The sequence below is a fragment of the Photobacterium marinum genome, from assembly GCF_000331515.1.
Lineage (GTDB): Bacteria > Pseudomonadota > Gammaproteobacteria > Enterobacterales > Vibrionaceae > Photobacterium > Photobacterium marinum.
On sequence record NZ_AMZO01000033.1, the window covers coordinates 85606 to 103391 of the forward strand.

Below are 17786 nucleotides of genomic sequence, written 5' to 3' on the forward strand. Positions count from 1 at the left end.
CCATGCGGGATATGATCAAATACCTAAACCAAACTCTCCGCGCCAGTGCATTATGCACTGGCGCTTTGTTATGCCTGGTTATTTCCTTACCAAGCCTTGCTGCCAACCAGAACCAGCTTGACGGTGTAAAACAAGAAATATCTCGCCAGCAATCCCAACTCAGCAGCAAGCAGAAAAAAATCACATCGCTGCAAAAATCACTCAAACAGCAAGAACTTGCAATTGCTGCTGCGGCCAGAAAAATCCACGCCGCTGAAGGCGAACTCTCTACCCTTGAGTCATCAATCCGCCAATTCCACGGACAACTGCAACAACTTCAGCAACAGCAAGTTGGCCAGCAGGAAATGCTCAAGGAACTCCTTAACAATCATTACCGACAAGGTAAAAACAGCCAACTGGCCAGTTTACTCAGCGGTGAAGACAGTACTGAACTTGACCGAATGTCTGTCTATGCGGAACGACTCAGCGCAGCCCGCGCCCGTGCCCTAGACGAGCTCGCGGCTACCACCACAGAACTGCAACTCAAACAGCATCAATTGAACCAGCAAAAACAACAGCAAAAAAACACACTGGCTGAACTGAAAACAGAAAAAAGCAAGCTCGAAGCCGAACAACGCAAGCGCAAGAAAACTGTGCGCACGATCAAAACTCAACTAAAGTCCGATACTCAATACCTGACTGAACTGCAGACCAATGAAAAAAGGCTGGTTGACGAAATAGCCAAGGCTAAAGCAGCTGCAGAAGCTGCGCGCCGGGTACCGATGGATGGCCTGGCCAAACGTAAAGGCAAACTGCCGTGGCCGGTCAAAGGCAAAGTCTTGCATCAATACGGCAGTTCACAGCAGGGCGAACTGCGCTGGAAAGGTATGGTGATCAGCAAATCAGCAGGCAGCCAAGTTAAAGCCGTTTACCCCGGTAAGGTTGTCTTTGCTGATTGGCTTCGTGGCTACGGCCTGATGCTGGTTATCGACCACGGTAAAGGCGATATGAGTTTTTACGGCTACAACCAGACGCTGCTGAAAAAAGTCGGAGATACTGTTCAGGCCAACGATGCCATCGCCTTGGTAGGTGACAGTGGCGGCCAGGATCAATCAGCTCTGTATTTTGAAATTCGCCGCAAAGGCTCACCGACAAATCCGGTAAGCTGGCTGACGAAATAACTCAGATTTAAATAACGTTTTATAAGGACAGATTTAATGCGACGGATCGCAATCGGACTCAGCCTTCTGATCGGATTACTGCTCTCTGGCAACCTACAGGCAGCAAGACTAGCCATTGTGATCGATGACCTGGGTTACCAGTCAATGCCGGCGGCACTTTCAGACCTTCCGCCTGAAGTGAGTATCTCTATTCTACCTGACACCCCTTTCGATCTGGAAACCGCCGACCAGGCCAAGCAAGAACGGCGCGACACCCTGCTCCACATGCCGATGCAGCCGCTGAAACCAGCCCCCCTGGAACTCACAACCCTTACAGAAGCGATGTCGCAGGCAGAACTGCAACAGACCCTGCGCCATGCCCTGAGCCGAGTACCCAATGCTATCGCCATGAACAACCACATGGGCAGTGCCCTGACTCAAAACCCCAAAGCAATGGATTGGGTGATGGAGGTACTGGATCACCAAGGAATAAACTTCCTTGATAGCCGTACCACGGCAAAATCTGTTGCCCTGCACCAGGCAAGGCAACACGGCGTACCGGCATTGCGCCGTCATGTTTTCCTTGACCACTTCCGCACCCGAGAATTTGTCAGCCAGCAGTTAAGACTGGCTATCAAACGAGCCAAAAGAAACGGCTTTGCCATCGCCATCGGCCATCCCTATCCTGAAACGCTGGCGACGCTAGAAGAGCAGATCCCGGCATTGGCCGAACAAGATGTTCAGCTGGTACGCATCTCTTCCTTATACCGTTAGGAACTCAAGGCTCGACGATTCAAGATCGCTTCCCCTAAATATCTCGCTGTACCTGCTCACAGTAATGAGATTCCAACTGCATAACCTGCTCTTTACCCTTAGCTGTAGTCAACGGTCGGACGATACTCAACATCTGCAATACGCCCTGATAGATCACACCCTTAGTAATCTTGGCGCCGGCTGCCTGAGTGGTCTGATAACAAATCCAACTGGAAGCAACCAGCTTGAGGGTATTGGCTAAGCTAAGCAGCTCTTTATCATCAAGATCCAGCAAACCGCTGGCTCGAAAACTGTTCATCATCGCCATAATATTACTATGCAGCTGCTCTTGCGCGGCCAGGTATTTATTCTGCAGTTCAGGATCCCGGCGTAAAATATCCGGTAAATTGGCATAAAAAAACCGGTACCGCCACATCAGCATGAAGACACCGTCGAGGTATCCCAATAAGTTATCAGCAGTGACATTCACTTCAGCTTGTGGCTGAAAACGAATACTCAAATCGCGGGCGTATTCATCAAAAATACTGTGTATAATCTCTTCTTTATTGCGAAAATGATAATACAGATTGCCGGGGCTTATCCCTAAATGAGCGGCAATATGGTTCGTGGTAATGTTTGGCTCACCGCTTTCGTTAAAAAGCTCTAGTGCAGCCAGAATAATTCTATCGCGGGTCTTCATTCGCTTCTCACTTCCGTCGCCCGGTGGCAATAGTGTAATGTTATCATAAAGAAGATTCATCACGGTGGCACTTATGCGGCCGTTGTCCCAATGTATTAAAGACTGGAATAGCCATGATTATTGTAACTGGTGGCGCCGGCATGATCGGCAGCAACATCGTAAAAGCTCTGAACGAGCAAGGACGCAACGACATCCTGGTTGTTGACAACCTGAAAGACGGAACGAAATTTGCGAACCTGGTTGATCTGGACATCGCCGATTACATGGACAAAGAAGACTTCATTACCCAGATTATGGCGGGTGATGAGTTCGGTCCAATCGATGCTATCTTCCATGAAGGTGCTTGCTCTGCAACCACTGAGTGGGACGGAAAGTACATGATGCTGAACAACTATGAGTACTCGAAAGAGCTGCTTCATTACTGTCTGGAACGCGAAATTCCGTTCCTTTATGCATCATCAGCGGCAACATATGGCGGCCGTGATCATGACTTCATCGAAGAAAAAGAATATGAAGGTGCGCTGAACGTTTACGGTTACTCGAAGCAGCAGTTTGATAACTATGTTCGCCGCATCTGGCAAGATGCAGAAGAGCACGGTGAAAAACTGTCTCAGATCACCGGCTTCCGCTACTTTAACGTCTACGGCCCTCGTGAACAGCATAAAGGCAGCATGGCATCGGTTGCCTTCCACCTCAACACACAGATCACCAACGGTGAAAATCCGAAACTGTTCGAAGGTTCTGATACCTTCAAACGTGACTTCGTTTATGTGGGCGATGTTTGCCAAATGAACCTGTGGTTCTGGCAAAACGGTGTATCTGGTATTTTCAACTGCGGTACCGGTAATGCAGAATCATTCCGAGAAGTCGCCAAAGCTGTGATCAAACACCACGGTAAAGGCGAAGTAGAAGAGATCCCATTCCCAGAACACTTGAAAGGGCGCTACCAGAAATTTACCCAGGCCGATCTAACTAAAGTCCGTGCAGCAGGCTACGACAAGCCATTCAAATCCGTTGCCGAAGGCGTGGCTGAGTACATGGCAATCCTAAATAAATAATAGCCAAAAACAACATAAAGCCGGTAGTAATAACTGCCGGCTTTTTTAAGCCGTCAACCTATTTTAAGACAAGACAAACAATATCTAGCAGCACATTACGTCTTGCTTACAAATACTGACATTGTCCTGTGGTATTAAAAGGTAACCCTATTCAACGCTGTTTGCTCTGCTATCTCCCGCCTCAATCCTGACAGCTAAAATGCCCGCATTTAAGCGCAGGAGATCTTGATAACAGCACAAAGCAGTGCGATATATCTCGCAGCAATGGTGAAAAAAAAGCATAATTGGCGGATTGATTATTTTGCGGCCAGAGCAGAGAGCACGAAAAGGTAGTTATTAATGAATATTCTGATGGCATTATCCCAGCTTGAGGTAACAGGAGCCGAAGCATATGCGACCACTGTCGGTAATGAGCTGACCAAACGCGGCCACAAGCTGTTTTATGTATCGGATACCTTAACAAAACCTCATGAAGGGCCTTACTTCAAGCTCCGTTTTAACAAACGCAGTATCCTGCGCCGCTTCTGGCATGTGGGCTACCTGATCAGCCTAATCAAAAAACACAATATCCAACTTGTGCATGCACACTCCAGAGCATCAAGCTGGAGCTGTCATATTGCTTGTAAGCTCACCAAGACCCCAATGGTAACGACTGTACACGGCCGCCAACCGGTACATGCTTCACGCAAAAAATTCCATGCTATGGGCGATAAAGCACTCCCTGTATGTGAAGCTATTGAACAACAGCTGATCAATGAGCTTAACGTCATTCCGGAGATGCTAGCCATCAGCCGGAATGGTATTGATACCACACGTTACCAAGTCACCCCGCCACCGCGAAATGACAAACCGGTAATCGCCATTATCGGGCGTCTTTCCGGTCCAAAGGGTGATTTGTGCTACCGCCTTCTCAAAGACAGCCTGGACAGTGAGCGTTACGATATCCGCATTTATACCGGAACCGAACCCGATACCCGTTTTGATGAATTCAAAAATAAAGTTAACTTTGTCGGCTATGTCGAAGATGTGCCTGCAGCAATGGCCGAAGCCGATTTAGTCATTGGTGCCGGACGGGTGGCCATGGAATCTCTACTCTGCGGACGACCAACCTTTGCCATTGGCGAAGCTATTTCCATTGGCCTGGTAACGCCAGAAAATGTCCAGAAAGCAATGGCAACCAATTTTGGTGATATCGGCCCTAAAGAACTGGATATCGACTTTACCCTGGCTCGCGAACAAATTAACCAGTCGGTATCATTATCCGGCTGCGATACCGCTGTGACTGAAACTATCCAGCAAAACTACCAGCTGAATACAGTTGTCTCCCAATTAGAAAAGATCTACCAGGATGTTTACGTCAAAACCCTTCGTCGTGAAATCCCGGTGATCATGTACCACCGATTTATCGATAGAGATGAAGATAAAAGTGTATTCGCCCCTTATCTCCATATCGATATGCTGGAGAAACACTTCAAGTTGCTGAAAAAGATGGGATTTGAAACCCTGACATTCGCTGATTTCCAAGATAGAGGCACAATGTCAAGGCTAGAAGCCGGAAAGCGCTATATCATGATCACTGTCGATGATGGCTACCGGGATAACTATGAGTTGCTGTTCCCGCTACTCAAAAAGTACGGGTTCAAAGCCGTGATCTACACTGTTACCGGCGTCGATTACAACCGCTGGGATGTAGAAAATCCGGGCCAAGCTGAAAAGCGGGCTGAGTTAATGACTCCGAAGCAAATCAAAGAAATGGCAGACTCTGGCCTGGTTGAATTTGGTGGCCATACACTGACACATCCCAAACTTAGTCAGCTAACCCGTGACGAGCAGCAGCACGAAATTGCAGAAAACAAAGCACAGCTAGAAAAAATTATCGGTAAGCCACTGGTTTCTTTTGCTTACCCATATGGTGACCACAACCAGGAAAGCAAAGATATCGCCAAGGAGCAAGGCTTTGACTTTGCCGTCGCAACAGACAGCGGACCATGCGCATTCCATCAGGATCACTATCAGATCAGACGCATCGCAATATTCCCTAGAACAGACGTATTTGGACTGTGGCGTAAAATTCGTGGAAATTACACTTTCAGAAAAGCAAAGAGCAACAATGGCATTTAAATTTCAGTTTAAGCATATTGAATCCGCTTTACTTGGTCTCTTAGGTCTTTCCCTGCTTACCTCAAAGGCAGGGATAAACATTTTCTCTATTGCGCTATTACTGCTTTTCATTATCAAGCTAGTAGTCAAAGCGCAATATCGCGAAGAGCTAAAAACAGACTCTCTAGGCAAATTATGTCTCGCCGTTTATATCATTGGTGTTTTATCAACCGTCATTTATCCAGGAACCCTGGAAGACACAATCTACTTCGCCCGTAAAGGGGTGTTTTTGCTATTAATTCCAATCCTTATCAAGCTAAATACCAATAAAATCAATAGAATGATTTCTGTCGGTTCGGTTATGGTCGGATTAGTCATAGCCGTTGCAAATAGTTATTTAAAACTGGCAGCTATCGGCATAGCTAACTGGGACGGGCAACGTATTGATAGCTTTTGGGATGTCGGCCGTTGGGGTGAAGCTCTAACCTATTGTGTCGTATTTATCATTCCTTTGATTTTCAACGGCAAGAATGGGGTTAAACAAAAAATTGCCTACGCCCTGATCACCCTAATGGCAATATCAGCAATACTTTTGAGCGGCTCACGAGCAGCAATCGGTTCTGTTATTGTAATTTCTTTGTTAACAGTATTGATTTTCCAAAAAAAGTATCTAATTCACCTTCTACTAATTATCAGTTTGGGTATGCTTTCACTGAGTTTTATATACCCCAAGCAAGTGCATGCAATCAGCAGCCGCATCACCAGTATCACTGATACAAATGAACTATCAAATATGAGCCGAATTAGCATGTGGAACCATGGGCTAAAGTTTGCACATCAAAAGTTAAACAATCAATTTATTGCTTTTATGTTTGGTAGCGGCCCATTAAATTTTCCGAAAGACTACTCATTATACCTTGAATCATCAGGTCAAGACGCACTAGCAACAGGTCACTCACAACTGCATTACTCGGTTACAGACAGCCACAATGCCTTTATTGATACCTTCACGAAATACGGAATGGTATTCTTTATCGGTTTAATGTCTCTTTTCATTGTCTGGCTAAAAGTCATATACCAGAGCCCAAATACCTACTCTACATCATCCCTAAACGTTATCCTTGCATTCCTGTTTATAGGTATGGTGTATACTAATCAGACCGATATTCAGACCATTATTGCAGTCTTCCTGATGGCTGTAGGCACCCCAAAGCACAGTGAAACATAAAATGATTAAAGCCAGTATCATCATCTCTTTCTACAATAACTTATACGCACTTGAGAAAATTCTCATCGCTCTGGAGAATCAAAATGATGGCTCATTTGAAGCCATTATTTCTGATGATGGCTCAAATCAAGAATCCATTGATGAAATTAAGACATATAGTGATCGCTTCAGTTTCCCAATCCAGCATATCTGGCATGAAGATAAGGGCTTCAGAAAAAACCGCATCCTAAATAAATCGGTTATAGCAGCAAAGAATGAGTATTTAATTTTCATTGATGCCGATTGTGTCCCACAAGCACACTTTGTTGCCGATCACCTACAAAATGCACAAAAAAACACCACCCTCAGTGGGCGCCGTGCAGACATTTCACAAAAAATTAGTGAAAAGATTAACAATGAGCACCCCGAGCTGTTTTTTAAACGCAATTTCTGGTCTATTTTACTCGACTACCTGCTCGGTAACGGAAAAAACATTGAGAAAGGAATCCGAGTCTCAAATTCATTCATATCAAAACAATTAAACAAAAAAGAGAAAGGCATCGTTGGATGCAACTTCTCACTCTTCAAAAAAGATATATTGAAAATTAACGGCTTTGACGAAAGATACGAAGGCGCAGGTATCGGTGAAGACAGTGATGTTGAATTCCGATTAAAGTTGGCCGGGATACAAGTGAAAAACCTCTTCTATTTGGCTAACCAAATCCATATTTATCACGAAGAGCTACCAAGGCCCTGCCATAATCATGAACTTTTTTCACAAGTGAAAAAACTAAAACAAGCCTATACCCCCTTTGGCATCAAAAAAACACAATAAAGAAACAAGCTGATAAACAATAAAACACAATCGCCCTCAAAGGCACCCACGTGGGAGATAATTCAATTGTCGGCATTAATTCTGTTGTTACCAAGCCAATAGGGAGTAATGTAATCGCAGCCGGCAACCCTGCTGAAACCGTCAAATCCAATATTACCTGGGACTAAAAGTTAACGTACTAAGTTATGAGAATATCCAAAGCTCTTAATCGCCTATACCTTTATTTACGGGCGGTACCAAAGACCCTGCTTTTCAACTTTTATTACCTTCCTCTGTCGCAAGCCTACAAGCTTCCCTTACTTGTAAGCCACAGGGTCAGCATTGAAGCCTTATCAGGTTCAATCACCCTGACTGACAAAATAAAAACCGGCAAAATAAAAATCGGCTTTGGTAAAGTTCAGGTCGCCAGCCCTTCTCGCTCACCTCTTTTATGGAGCCTTCATCCTACCGGCAAACTATTCTTAGGTACCAATATAAAGCTGGGCACTGGAACAAAGCTTGACGTCAGAGGGGAGCTTCGCATCGGCAACGGCTCAAATTTCACCGGAGAGAGCACACTCGTGTGCAATCATAAAATCACCTTTGGCCAAAATAATCTGGTCTCCTGGCAAACCCTGTTCATGGATACTGACATGCACCAAATTATTGATGGCCAGCAACAACAGCTAAACCCTGACGCTGCCATCACGTTTGGCGATGATATTTGGGTTTGCGCAAGATCGACTGTGTTAAAAGGTGTTACCCTTGGCCACAACTCTATCGTGTCAGCTAATTCCAACGTGGTATCAAACTTCGAGCAAGGCAATGCGGTTATTGGTGGGAACCCGGGGAGGGTGATATCCTCAATGGAAGGAAAGACATTTTTACCTTAATCCACCATAATAATCAGCCGACAGCTGGCCTTGTTACACTAAAAACATAACAGTTTCCAAGCTATGAAAATACTAATCATTGCCCCTTCTTGGGTGGGTGACATGGTGATGTCACAAGCATTATACATCACCTTAAAACAGCAACACCCGAATGCTCTTATTGACGTTATGGCACCGGCATGGTGCAAACCGATCCTTGAACGCATGCCGCAAGTTAACAAGGCCATCGAAATGCCGATAGGCCATGGACAGTTTAATCTGAAAGGTCGTTATCAGTTAGGTAAATCACTACGAGAGGAAAATTACTCTCACGCCATAATTATGCCTAACTCGGCTAAATCAGCCCTGATCCCATTGTTTGCCAAAATCCCACACCGGACAGGTTGGAAAGGTGAAACAAGATACGGGCTGCTAAATGATATTCGAACTAATAAAAAGCAATTTGGCCTGGTTGTGGAGCGCTACTGCTCACTTGCCTACCCAAAAGCAATGATGACCAACAGCTCAGCAATCCCACATATTCCATACCCGAAGCTGAGCGTTGAACCTGAAGCTCAGGCAAATGCCATTCAGCGTTTAGGATTAAACCCTGAGCGCCCAGTGATCGGTATGTGTCCGGGTGCCGAATTCGGTCCGGCTAAGCGCTGGCCTGATGAATATTTCTCAGAGGTCGCAAAACACCTGATAGAGCAAGGTTATCAAGTATGGCTCTTCGGCTCGCAGAAAGACCAAACAGTAACCGACAGTATTCGTGGACGCCTGAGCGAGGAGCAGCAAGAGCATTGCTTCAATCTCGCCGGCGAAACAAGCCTGATTGAAGCTGTTGATCTGCTAGCTGGCTGTCAGACAGTCATCAGCAATGATTCCGGACTGATGCATGTAGCCGCAGCCGTTGGCAGCCAGGTCGTTGCTATTTTCGGCTCAACATCGCCAGACTATACGCCTCCGCTGTCGGATAAAGTAGAAGTTGTCCATACCGATATTGAGTGTCGCCCGTGCTTCAAGCGCGAATGTCCTTACGGCCACCTTAAGTGTCTGAAAGAACTGATGCCGAAGCAGGTGCTCAAAGCCATTGACCAACTTCAGAAAAGTGCCTGAACGCTATGCTGAGACACCTTTATTCAACGCTGCTATATCTGGCTACCCCATTTTTTTTACGAAAGCTCTATAAGTCATACCCAGACAAGCCGGCTGTAGGCCGGCGCTGGCCTGAGCACTTCGGTTCATGTCCGCCGTTAGACAAAACCAGCCCCATCTGGATCCATGCCGTATCTGTCGGGGAAGTCCTCGCAGCCAGTGAGTTCATCAAAACCCTGCATCGCCACTACCCGGAGCTAGCCATCCTGCTGACAACGACAACCAGCACAGGCGCTGCTCAGGCTGACAAACTATCCGACATTGTAGAACACCGCTATATGCCGCTTGATTTTGGTTGGGCCGTACGTCGATTCCTTCATCGAGTTCGCCCCCGCGCTCTGTTCATCATGGAAACAGAGCTGTGGCCAAATACCCTGCATGAGGTCCAACGTGCGGAAATTCCGGTGTGCGTGCTTAATGCCCGTTTATCAGAACGCTCATGCCTGCGTTACCAGAAAGTCCAGCCCCTTTTTAATATTGTCAAAAAGAACATTGATTTACTGCTTTGTCAGCATCAGGATGATGCTGAACGGTTCCACCGCCTTGGTGTGAAAGAACATCAGCTTGGTGTTACGGGTTCAATGAAGTTTGATATTAGCGTCAGCAATAAATTACAGCTTCAGGGCCAGCAACTTAGGCAGTTAATCGGACAACGGCCTGTCTGGATTGCAGCCAGTACGCATGAAGGTGAAGATGAACAGATACTGGCGGCGTTCCATCAAATAAAAACCCAGTATCCAGAATCATTACTGATATTAGTACCCCGTCATCCGGAACGTTTTAGCTCTGTCGCCGAATTGTGTAACCGTGAGGGATTCAAAACAGTGAGGCGTACGGAGGCCGGAGAGAATCCAATATCAGCCAGTGACGATATTTACCTTGGCGATACTATGGGTGAAATGATGATCCTGCTTGCCGCTGCTGATGTTGCTTTTGTCGGCGGCAGCTTGTTAGGCGATAAAGTCGGCGGACATAATCTGCTGGAACCGGCTGCACTTGCCAAACCAATCATTACCGGACCAAGTTATTTTAACTTTACAGATATCACCGAACAGTTAATTGCTCGAGGTGGCTGCCAAATCTGTGAAAGTGCAGACATGCTTGCCAGCCAAGTTTCAGCTCTGTTTGCAAATAATGAGAAACAACAAGCAATGGGAAGCAATGCCCTGTCAGTCGTCAAAGACAATCAGGGAGCCATTGCACGAAGTATTGAAGCAATTCGTCAGTACCTGTAAACACTCGCAGATTACACAGATCATACCCATTAAAAAAGCCAGCAATTGCTGGCTTTCTTTTCATCTGTTCTTTATCAGTTTTGACCCTCGGTATCCTCGTCCCGGGAGATCAAATCTTCTGCTTTTGTATGGATCCATTTCCCGCGCGGCTTGTCCATGTACTGAAAATACTCATTCGTGAAGCTACCCTGAATACTGGTGTAACGATAGCTTCTGACATAGACATCTTCACCTTCCAGAACCTCCTCTAAGACCGCAGGGCCGGTTGTCGAGTATACCCCTTGAGAAGCATCATGGTTTTTGATGTTCTCAACGACCTTATCAATCGTTTTCTGGTAAACCTCATTACCCGGCTTTGTCGCCAGGAAGAAGTTGGTGATCTGGGTATCATTGCTATTTTTAATAAAGACGTGATCTCTGCCTTCAGTAATTCTAGACAATGGCCACACCAAGTTAGCATCAATATCCATGTAGATACCGCCTTTCAGGTGCAAGACAACCAGTCGCCACAAATCAGCCTGTGCCGCACCATCATTAATTCGACAGTAACAACGGTAGACCTCGTCAGGGGCATTATTCTTAATAAATTCTTTTCTCTCTTCTGTGCTTACATAGTAGTAATCATGATCAAGAGACATTAATCGGTTGAACAAATAGTTCAGATAGACAGGCAAAGTCGACTTATTCGAGTAATTTGTCTGCCAGATAACTTTCGGTATTTCAGAATGTTTTGATGACCTGATCTTAGCTCTAGAGTAAACAGGGATTTCAAAGCGCTTTTTCGGGAAAAGCCAATGAAAAGGATAGGAAAGTACCTTACATAGATTACCAACCACTTTAGATAAGCGGTTAGTTAATAAAATAATAAAATTCATCATCTTTCACTCAACGAGTTTAATAGTTTAGCCTTGCATATAGCCTTTCACTAACCGGTCCCAATCGCTTTCATTCCACAAAATTGAAAAACGTTTCACTTCCTTTCTCAGAGACCGTAATAACCTATCCAGGTTTTTCTGTTTCCAATCCTCTTTTTTACTCTGATAACACTTATCAAAATCGATAAGCCAGCACTGTCCCAAGTCATCCAATAATATATTGTGAATATTTAAGTCAGTATGGCATACCCAGAGATCATGCATTTTCCTGATCAACTGACCAATAGTATACCACTCAGAGTCAGTCAAACGCCGCTGCTGCATGATAGCAACCAAATCTTTTGCATTCGGCACTTTCTCGGTCAGAATATCAGACCGATACAAGAAACCATTACGTACAGCCCTTGCCGCCACAGGCCTGGGAACACGGACACCACCGTCAGACAGCAGCTTAAGTAAACGCATTTCGCAAATACTGCGTGTTTTGTCCCAACCGGTAAAGAAGTACTGATCTTTAACCAATCGCCCAAAAAAACCACCGCGCCAGTAATGCCTTAACGCCATTTGCAGCAGCTTTCCCTGAATAAAATAGGTCGTGCCACGGCCGCTAGCCTGACCGATAATAGCATCATTACGCTGCCAATAGTCAGGCTCAAAACAATTTTCAGGTTCAGCCATCAGAAGTGATTCATCAAACCAAATCCGGCTATTTTTTGATGATATAACTTGCATATGTATTAAAATATGTGGTTTTACAATTTTTTATCCCAACTGCATAATGCAGTCTACACTGTCCCAGAGCAATGACCTATGGCCCTATTTTCGTCCCCACCCGAATCTTTATGTATTTTACGTCTATCCGCTATCGGCGATGTATGTAATGCCACAGCCATGGTACAGGCAATCCAGCGCCAATGGCCTACGACGAAAATAACCTGGATTATGGGAAAAGCGGAAGCACAGTTGCTGAGCGATCTACCTGGTATCCACGTGATCCCATTTGACAAAAAACTTGGCTGGAAGGGGTACACCCAGCTTTGGCGTCAACTCAAAGGCCAGAAATTCGATGCTCTGCTGCACATGCAAACCGCACTGCGGGCCAGCATTGCTAGTCTCGGAATTCGGGCTAAAATCCGTCTCGGCTTTGACCAAACCCGCAGCAGTGACTTACAAAAATGGTTTATTAACCATCCGGTTCCATCTCCACAATCCCCTCATGTACTAGACGGTTTTATGGCTTTTGCCCATGAACTGGGCATACATAAATCAGAGCCTCACTGGGAGCTTCCTCTGTCAGAACAGGATAAAACCTGGGCTACAGCACAAATAACATCCGCAAAGCCTACACTGATCATCGTGCCAGGTGCCAGTAAGGCTTTCAAAAACTGGACAGCCGAAGGCTATGCAAAGGTAGCCGAATATGCCGTTCAAAGAGGAATGGAAGTTATTCTGGCAGGCAGCCCAGCAAAAGTTGAAATCAAACTTGCCGAACAAGTAGTGACCCAGTGTCAGGCTCCATTATTAAACCTGGTTGGCCAAAGTTCGCTGAAGCAAATGTTAGCCTTGCTCGCGCAGGCAGATCTGGTTATTGCTCCGGATACAGGCCCTGCCCATATGGCTGTAGCGGTCAGCACCCCGGTGATAGGCCTTTATGCTCATCACAATCCACAACGAACAGGCCCGTACCGCTATCTGGACTATGTTGTCAGCGCATACCGGGAAGCGATTGAAGCAGAAACAGGCATCTCACTGAGCCAGCAAGCATGGCGCAGCAGAGTGAAAGCTGAAGATGCCATGATCCGGATACAATCAAAAACTGTCTGCGACATGCTGGATAAAGCACTATCCGATTTTGAAATCCTTGAGGAGACACCATGAGCGCCAATAAGCCAACCCTGGCTGTTGCCTTAATCGTAAAAAACGAAGCAAAAAACCTTCAGGCTTGCCTGGAAACAGTTAAAGGCTGGGTAGATGAAATTGTCGTACTGGATTCAGGTAGTAGCGATGATACAGAAGCAGTTGCCCGCAGCTATACCGACAAATTTTTTGTCAATGCCGACTGGCCAGGTTTCGGCCCTCAGCGTCGCCTTGCCCAGAGTTATGTCGAATCAGACTACATTTTGTGGCTGGATGCCGATGAGCGTGTCACCCCGGAACTAAAAGCCAGTATCCTGGCAGTATTGGCAACACCTAAACCAGACACCATCTATAGCATAGCCCGGCTAAGTTGGGTATTTGGTCGCTATATCCGCCACTGTGGTTGGTATCCGGATCGAGTTAACCGTCTTTATCCGACCAAACTGACCCAATACAATGATGACTTGGTCCATGAAAAGGTTGAAATTTCCGAAGATATGGCCGTTAAGCCGCTTGAAGGCGACTTACTGCATTTCACCTATAACGATCTCAATCATTATCTCGTGAAATCCGCAGGCTATGCCAAAGCATGGGCTGAACAGCGTGAAAAGCGCGGTAAACGCAGCAGTATCAGTCAGGGACTTCTGCATGCCTTTGGCTGCTTCTTTAAAATGTACGTTGTCAAAGCGGGCTTTCTCGATGGCAAGCAGGGATTCCTGCTATCCATCCTTTCTGCCCACTCGACATTTGTGAAATATGCGGATTTGTGGATCAGGACCAGTACTGAGCCACCCAAGTCTTAGCGCGGACCAGTACCTCGTCAACCTCAATCAAGCCCATATCCGTCTCGGTTTCTTTCCCTTCAGGCGGACAAAAAGCTAAATGCCGCCCCTCTGTATTCAGTGTTTGCCAGCGCAGAGGGGTTGCCGAGCGTTTATTTGGGAAAAAGCCTAAAGTCAGTACATCCAGCGTGGCAGCGATATGCAACGGCCCTGTAGACCCGGCGATAAATAAATCGGCACAGGCCAGTGAGCGGGTAAAATCTTCCAGCCCGTCATTCTTATCGTAAATCACGGCTTTGACATCATCCTTAACCAACTCATACAGGGAAGCAGCCATCGCCTCTTCTCCCGGCCCGGCAGTTAATACAAACTCCCCGCCAAAAGATTGGGCAAGCCCCTTGATCAATCCGGCATATTGATTCAGAGAAAGATTATTGGCCGAACCACCTGAGCCGGCATGAACAAAACACCAACGGCTGCTTGCGTCCAAGCCAAGTAAGTTATCCAGTTTCATCCGCTGCGCATCCAGACAATCAGTATTAAATGTCAAATACGGGCCTTGCGGCTCTTTGATTGCAACCCTGTTGTCTTCCAGGAAAAAGCGGATCAGATCCAGGTTATATTCAAACTCCGGCTTTTCGGAGCGGGAGCGACGCTGCTTGAGGCGGCGGTTATAAAGCACCTGGGCAAACTTGGTTGCCGGTGCCAGGCGGTAAGGGATACGAGCCTTCCATACCAATGTGGCATTATAGGTATCAGAAAACAGGCAAATAGATGCATCAAACTGTTCAGCTTTTATCTGGCTGATCAGTGCTCTTTTCGCCGCCTTGTCAGCTCGCTTGGTACAGTCAACAATAACCTTATCAATCCACGGGCAAAGCAAGGCAAGATCTTTTGTGTAGGCAGGCACCAATGCCGTAATTTCACTGTCTGGCAGTGACTGTTTCAGCATCGCAAAACTTGGCCACGCCAGCATGAAATCGCCAATCTTATCGTTGCGAACTACAAGTATTTTTTTCATGATTGTCCTAAACACCAGCTCAATTCACGGTGATCATACTGGGTAATCACTAATGGAACAATTAATGAAGTCCTGCTGACCTAAATTGATGAAGTTTATTCAGATTTTGATAGCATGCTGAAAAATCATATTAAAGAGCCCCAACAAATGAAAAAGAGCACACGAGTCATTTATCCCGGCACCTTTGATCCGATTACCAACGGACACCTGGATTTGATTGAACGCGCCGCCGCCCTGTTCGACCACGTGGTTGTCGGCATTGCATTCAGCCCGAGCAAAAAGCCCCTGTTTGATCTGGAAGAGCGAGTTAAACTAGCCAAAACCATCACCAAACACCTCGATAATGTCGAGATTGTCGGCTTCTCCGGCCTGCTGGTTGATTTTGCAAAAGAATACCAAGCCAACGTCCTGGTTCGTGGTCTGCGCGCCGTATCTGACTTTGAGTACGAATTTCAGCTGGCGAACATGAACCGCCGCCTGATGCCTGAGCTGGAAACCGTGTTCCTGACCCCGGCAGAAGAAAACTCGTTCATTTCTTCGACCATCGTCAAAGAAGTGGCTCTGCACAAGGGCGATGTCAGCCAGTTTGTCGACCCGTATGTCGCTGACGCCCTGATGGAAAAACTCCACGGCTGATAACCGCAACTTAATCTGACAAAAAAGAGGCACTGCCTCTTTTTTTTTATCTACCTACGCCCGCTATTTCTGACAATCACTGCAAAAAACAGTCGCCCGCTGGCCGATTTTTATCTCACTCAACGGCTTATCACAACGCGGGCAAGGCTCTCCACCTTTACCGTAAACCAGCAACTCCTGAGCAAAATAGCCCGGCTTACCATCGGCATTTTTGAAATCTTTCAGGGTTGTTCCGCCCTGCTTAATCGCAAAGGCCAGCACTGCTTTGATTTCGTCCACCAGCACGCCCATGCGCTGGCGGGAAATTTTGCCCGCCGCCTGTTTCGGGTGGATTCCAGCGCTGAACAGGGACTCATTGGCATAAATGTTCCCCACCCCAACCACAATATGGTTGTCCATAATGAACTGTTTGATCGCGGTGCGCTTACCCTGCGCCCGCTCAAACAAATAGTCCGCAGTAAATGCCTCACTCAGCGGCTCAGGGCCGAGCTTACCCAGAACCGAGTGTTCTTCATCAGCCGTCTGCCACAACCAGGCTCCGAACCGGCGCGGATCGTTATATCGAAGCAATTCGCCACTCGCTAACACCAAATCGACATGATCATGTTTCTCCGGTGGCGTCGTTGCCGGCAACACCCGCAAGCTGCCTGACATCCCCAGGTGGACAATCGCCGACCCGGCATCTGTTTCCAACAGCAAATATTTTGCCCGGCGACTTACCTTGCGGATCACCTGCCCTTCAATCTGTCGAATTTCCTCCGGCACCGGCCAACGCAGCTTCGGGTTACGGACAGTAATCCGTTCCACTGTCTGCCCGACCACATGAGGCGATATTCCCATCCGGCTTACTTCAACTTCTGGTAACTCAGGCATGATGCTATTCCATTAATAGTTATCAAAGGGGAAACAGGTAGGACTCTTCGACAGAAATCGCCAGCCAGGCACCCTGCCAGCTTTGCAGCAGCCAAAACTGTGGTAACTGATAGACAGTTACCCGAACCGGCTCTTCCAACGACTGCAGCCAGATCTCAACCGTTCTCGGTGTGCCAAGTTGAGATTTCAGCTGAGCCATCATCTCGTCCCCCACTACTGTACCACTGATAGACTGCCAGTTATCCACCACAACTTTTGGTGAGACATTGATGGCTGGCTCGGCCACCCAGTGGCTCTCTTGTAAGGTAAACGTATGATGAGGCAGATACAGCTTAGTGATTTGTGCCGGTTCAGGCAGCAGTGATTGCAGGGAGGTGTCTGACTCGGCCTGTTCAACAGGAGCCTGTCGCTGTCGAATTAATTCCGGAAACTGCACCACAGCAATAAAAAGAATAACTGCAATAATGATGACATTATTCCAGCCCCGGCGTGACAGTTTAATTGCCATGATTTTCCTTCTACTCCATAACCACCAAATTGAGAGCAGCTAATCAACCAGCGAAATTGCTCTGAAATCAATTTGGTCTGATAAAGCTTTCATTAAATCATAACAATAAATGGGCAAATAGAAGAAAGTCGAAGAAAAGGGGTATACAACAGACATAAAAAAACCCAGCTTAATGCCGGGTTTTTTATCAAAGAACAG

At 46.6% G+C, this 17786-nt stretch carries 18 protein-coding genes; 12 read left to right on the forward strand and 6 right to left on the reverse strand.

What is annotated here, in order from left to right; all coding sequences use genetic code 11:
• Positions 1–11 precede the first annotated feature (11 nt).
• Together C942_RS19440 and C942_RS19445 are read left to right on the forward strand one after the other, a co-directional pair.
• Positions 12–1160 carry a peptidoglycan DD-metalloendopeptidase family protein gene (locus C942_RS19440; RefSeq protein ID WP_036801276.1) on the forward strand — a complete coding sequence of 383 codons (1149 nt, stop codon included), beginning with the start codon at positions 12–14 and terminating at the stop codon, positions 1158–1160.
• A gap of 36 nt (positions 1161–1196) precedes the next feature.
• Positions 1197–1913: a divergent polysaccharide deacetylase family protein gene (locus C942_RS19445; protein WP_007469398.1), complete on the forward strand. Its 717-nt coding sequence runs from the start codon at positions 1197–1199 to the stop codon at positions 1911–1913.
• A gap of 34 nt (positions 1914–1947) precedes the next feature.
• Here the strand turns inward: C942_RS19445 and C942_RS19450 are convergent, their stop codons facing one another.
• On the reverse strand, positions 1948–2592 hold the full coding sequence (locus C942_RS19450) for a TetR/AcrR family transcriptional regulator (protein WP_007469400.1): 645 nt from the start codon (positions 2590–2592) through the stop codon (positions 1948–1950).
• 113 nt (positions 2593–2705) lie between these two features.
• Between C942_RS19450 and rfaD the strand changes: the two genes are divergently transcribed.
• The 7 genes from rfaD to waaA all read left to right on the forward strand — a co-directional run bounded on the left by rfaD (position 2706) and on the right by waaA (position 11036).
• Complete coding sequence (gene rfaD / locus C942_RS19455; RefSeq protein WP_007469402.1) at positions 2706–3650, forward strand: ADP-glyceromanno-heptose 6-epimerase; 945 nt, start codon at positions 2706–2708, stop codon at positions 3648–3650.
• A 339-nt stretch (positions 3651–3989) separates the two neighbouring features.
• A complete protein-coding gene (locus C942_RS19460) occupies positions 3990–5771 on the forward strand; it encodes a polysaccharide deacetylase family protein (RefSeq protein WP_007469404.1) in 1782 nt (593 codons plus the stop codon).
• On the forward strand, positions 5761–6978 hold the full coding sequence (locus C942_RS19465; protein WP_007469405.1) for an O-antigen ligase family protein: 1218 nt from the start codon (positions 5761–5763) through the stop codon (positions 6976–6978). The genes C942_RS19460 and C942_RS19465 overlap by 11 nt, the downstream gene beginning before the upstream one ends.
• Before the next feature lies 1 nt (position 6979).
• A complete protein-coding gene (locus C942_RS19470) occupies positions 6980–7792 on the forward strand; it encodes a glycosyltransferase (RefSeq protein ID WP_007469407.1) in 813 nt (270 codons plus the stop codon).
• Between the two features lie 185 nt (positions 7793–7977).
• Positions 7978–8664 carry an acyltransferase gene (locus C942_RS19475; RefSeq protein WP_007469411.1) on the forward strand — a complete coding sequence of 229 codons (687 nt, stop codon included), beginning with the start codon at positions 7978–7980 and terminating at the stop codon, positions 8662–8664.
• Between the two features lie 63 nt (positions 8665–8727).
• Positions 8728–9762, forward strand: coding sequence for a lipopolysaccharide heptosyltransferase II (gene waaF, locus C942_RS19480; RefSeq protein WP_036801222.1), 1035 nt, complete (start codon positions 8728–8730; stop codon positions 9760–9762).
• Positions 9763–9767: 5 nt separating this feature from the next.
• Positions 9768–11036 carry a lipid IV(A) 3-deoxy-D-manno-octulosonic acid transferase gene (gene waaA, locus C942_RS19485; RefSeq protein ID WP_007469413.1) on the forward strand — a complete coding sequence of 423 codons (1269 nt, stop codon included), beginning with the start codon at positions 9768–9770 and terminating at the stop codon, positions 11034–11036.
• Positions 11037–11110: 74 nt separating this feature from the next.
• On the opposite strand, the gene C942_RS19490 is transcribed toward waaA, so the two are convergent.
• Both C942_RS19490 and C942_RS19495 read right to left on the reverse strand, forming a co-directional pair.
• Positions 11111–11914: a glycosyltransferase family 32 protein gene (locus C942_RS19490; protein WP_007469415.1), complete on the reverse strand. Its 804-nt coding sequence runs from the start codon at positions 11912–11914 to the stop codon at positions 11111–11113.
• Positions 11915–11938: 24 nt separating this feature from the next.
• Positions 11939–12643, reverse strand: a complete 705-nt coding sequence (locus C942_RS19495; RefSeq protein ID WP_007469417.1) for a 3-deoxy-D-manno-octulosonic acid kinase — start codon at positions 12641–12643, stop codon at positions 11939–11941.
• A gap of 78 nt (positions 12644–12721) precedes the next feature.
• On the opposite strand from C942_RS19495, the gene C942_RS19500 reads away from it, so the two are divergent.
• Both C942_RS19500 and C942_RS19505 read left to right on the forward strand, forming a co-directional pair.
• A complete protein-coding gene (locus tag C942_RS19500; RefSeq protein WP_036801225.1) occupies positions 12722–13789 on the forward strand; it encodes a glycosyltransferase family 9 protein in 1068 nt (355 codons plus the stop codon).
• Positions 13786–14571: a glycosyltransferase family 2 protein gene (locus C942_RS19505; RefSeq protein ID WP_007469421.1), complete on the forward strand. Its 786-nt coding sequence runs from the start codon at positions 13786–13788 to the stop codon at positions 14569–14571. The genes C942_RS19500 and C942_RS19505 overlap by 4 nt, the downstream gene beginning before the upstream one ends.
• On the opposite strand, the gene C942_RS19510 is transcribed toward C942_RS19505, so the two are convergent.
• Complete coding sequence (locus tag C942_RS19510; protein ID WP_007469424.1) at positions 14540–15571, reverse strand: glycosyltransferase family 9 protein; 1032 nt, start codon at positions 15569–15571, stop codon at positions 14540–14542. The two genes, C942_RS19505 and C942_RS19510, sit on opposite strands and share 32 nt — an antisense overlap.
• A 147-nt stretch (positions 15572–15718) precedes the next feature.
• Here C942_RS19510 and coaD point away from each other — a divergent pair, with 147 nt between their 5' ends.
• Positions 15719–16207 carry a pantetheine-phosphate adenylyltransferase gene (gene coaD / locus C942_RS19515; protein WP_036801229.1) on the forward strand — a complete coding sequence of 163 codons (489 nt, stop codon included), beginning with the start codon at positions 15719–15721 and terminating at the stop codon, positions 16205–16207.
• 63 nt (positions 16208–16270) lie between these two features.
• On the opposite strand, the gene mutM is transcribed toward coaD, so the two are convergent.
• On the reverse strand, positions 16271–17080 hold the full coding sequence (gene mutM / locus C942_RS19520; RefSeq protein WP_007469428.1) for a bifunctional DNA-formamidopyrimidine glycosylase/DNA-(apurinic or apyrimidinic site) lyase: 810 nt from the start codon (positions 17078–17080) through the stop codon (positions 16271–16273).
• Between the two features lie 22 nt (positions 17081–17102).
• Positions 17103–17588, reverse strand: coding sequence for a hypothetical protein (locus C942_RS19525; protein ID WP_007469430.1), 486 nt, complete (start codon positions 17586–17588; stop codon positions 17103–17105).
• Between the last annotated feature and the right edge of the window lie 198 nt (positions 17589–17786).

Excerpts from the sequence above, each read along its gene's own strand:
- C942_RS19445 (WP_007469398.1), top strand. The coding sequence starts at position 1,197 with ATGCGACGGATCGCAATCGGACTCAGCCTTCTGATCGGATTACTGCTC.
- C942_RS19470 (WP_007469407.1), top strand. The coding sequence starts at position 6,980 with ATGATTAAAGCCAGTATCATCATCTCTTTCTACAATAACTTATACGCA.
- waaF (WP_036801222.1), top strand. The coding sequence starts at position 8,728 with ATGAAAATACTAATCATTGCCCCTTCTTGGGTGGGTGACATGGTGATG.
- C942_RS19495 (WP_007469417.1), bottom strand. The coding sequence starts at position 12,643 with ATGCAAGTTATATCATCAAAAAATAGCCGGATTTGGTTTGATGAATCA.
- C942_RS19525 (WP_007469430.1), bottom strand. The coding sequence starts at position 17,588 with ATGGCAATTAAACTGTCACGCCGGGGCTGGAATAATGTCATCATTATT.
- C942_RS19510 (WP_007469424.1), bottom strand. The coding sequence starts at position 15,571 with ATGAAAAAAATACTTGTAGTTCGCAACGATAAGATTGGCGATTTCATG.
- C942_RS19475 (WP_007469411.1), top strand. The coding sequence starts at position 7,978 with ATGAGAATATCCAAAGCTCTTAATCGCCTATACCTTTATTTACGGGCG.
- waaA (WP_007469413.1), top strand. The coding sequence starts at position 9,768 with ATGCTGAGACACCTTTATTCAACGCTGCTATATCTGGCTACCCCATTT.
- coaD (WP_036801229.1), top strand. The coding sequence starts at position 15,719 with ATGAAAAAGAGCACACGAGTCATTTATCCCGGCACCTTTGATCCGATT.
- C942_RS19440 (WP_036801276.1), top strand. The coding sequence starts at position 12 with ATGATCAAATACCTAAACCAAACTCTCCGCGCCAGTGCATTATGCACT.
- C942_RS19505 (WP_007469421.1), top strand. The coding sequence starts at position 13,786 with ATGAGCGCCAATAAGCCAACCCTGGCTGTTGCCTTAATCGTAAAAAAC.
- C942_RS19450 (WP_007469400.1), bottom strand. The coding sequence starts at position 2,592 with ATGAAGACCCGCGATAGAATTATTCTGGCTGCACTAGAGCTTTTTAAC.
- mutM (WP_007469428.1), bottom strand. The coding sequence starts at position 17,080 with ATGCCTGAGTTACCAGAAGTTGAAGTAAGCCGGATGGGAATATCGCCT.
- C942_RS19500 (WP_036801225.1), top strand. The coding sequence starts at position 12,722 with ATGGCCCTATTTTCGTCCCCACCCGAATCTTTATGTATTTTACGTCTA.
- rfaD (WP_007469402.1), top strand. The coding sequence starts at position 2,706 with ATGATTATTGTAACTGGTGGCGCCGGCATGATCGGCAGCAACATCGTA.
- C942_RS19465 (WP_007469405.1), top strand. The coding sequence starts at position 5,761 with ATGGCATTTAAATTTCAGTTTAAGCATATTGAATCCGCTTTACTTGGT.
- C942_RS19490 (WP_007469415.1), bottom strand. The coding sequence starts at position 11,914 with ATGATGAATTTTATTATTTTATTAACTAACCGCTTATCTAAAGTGGTT.
- C942_RS19460 (WP_007469404.1), top strand. The coding sequence starts at position 3,990 with ATGAATATTCTGATGGCATTATCCCAGCTTGAGGTAACAGGAGCCGAA.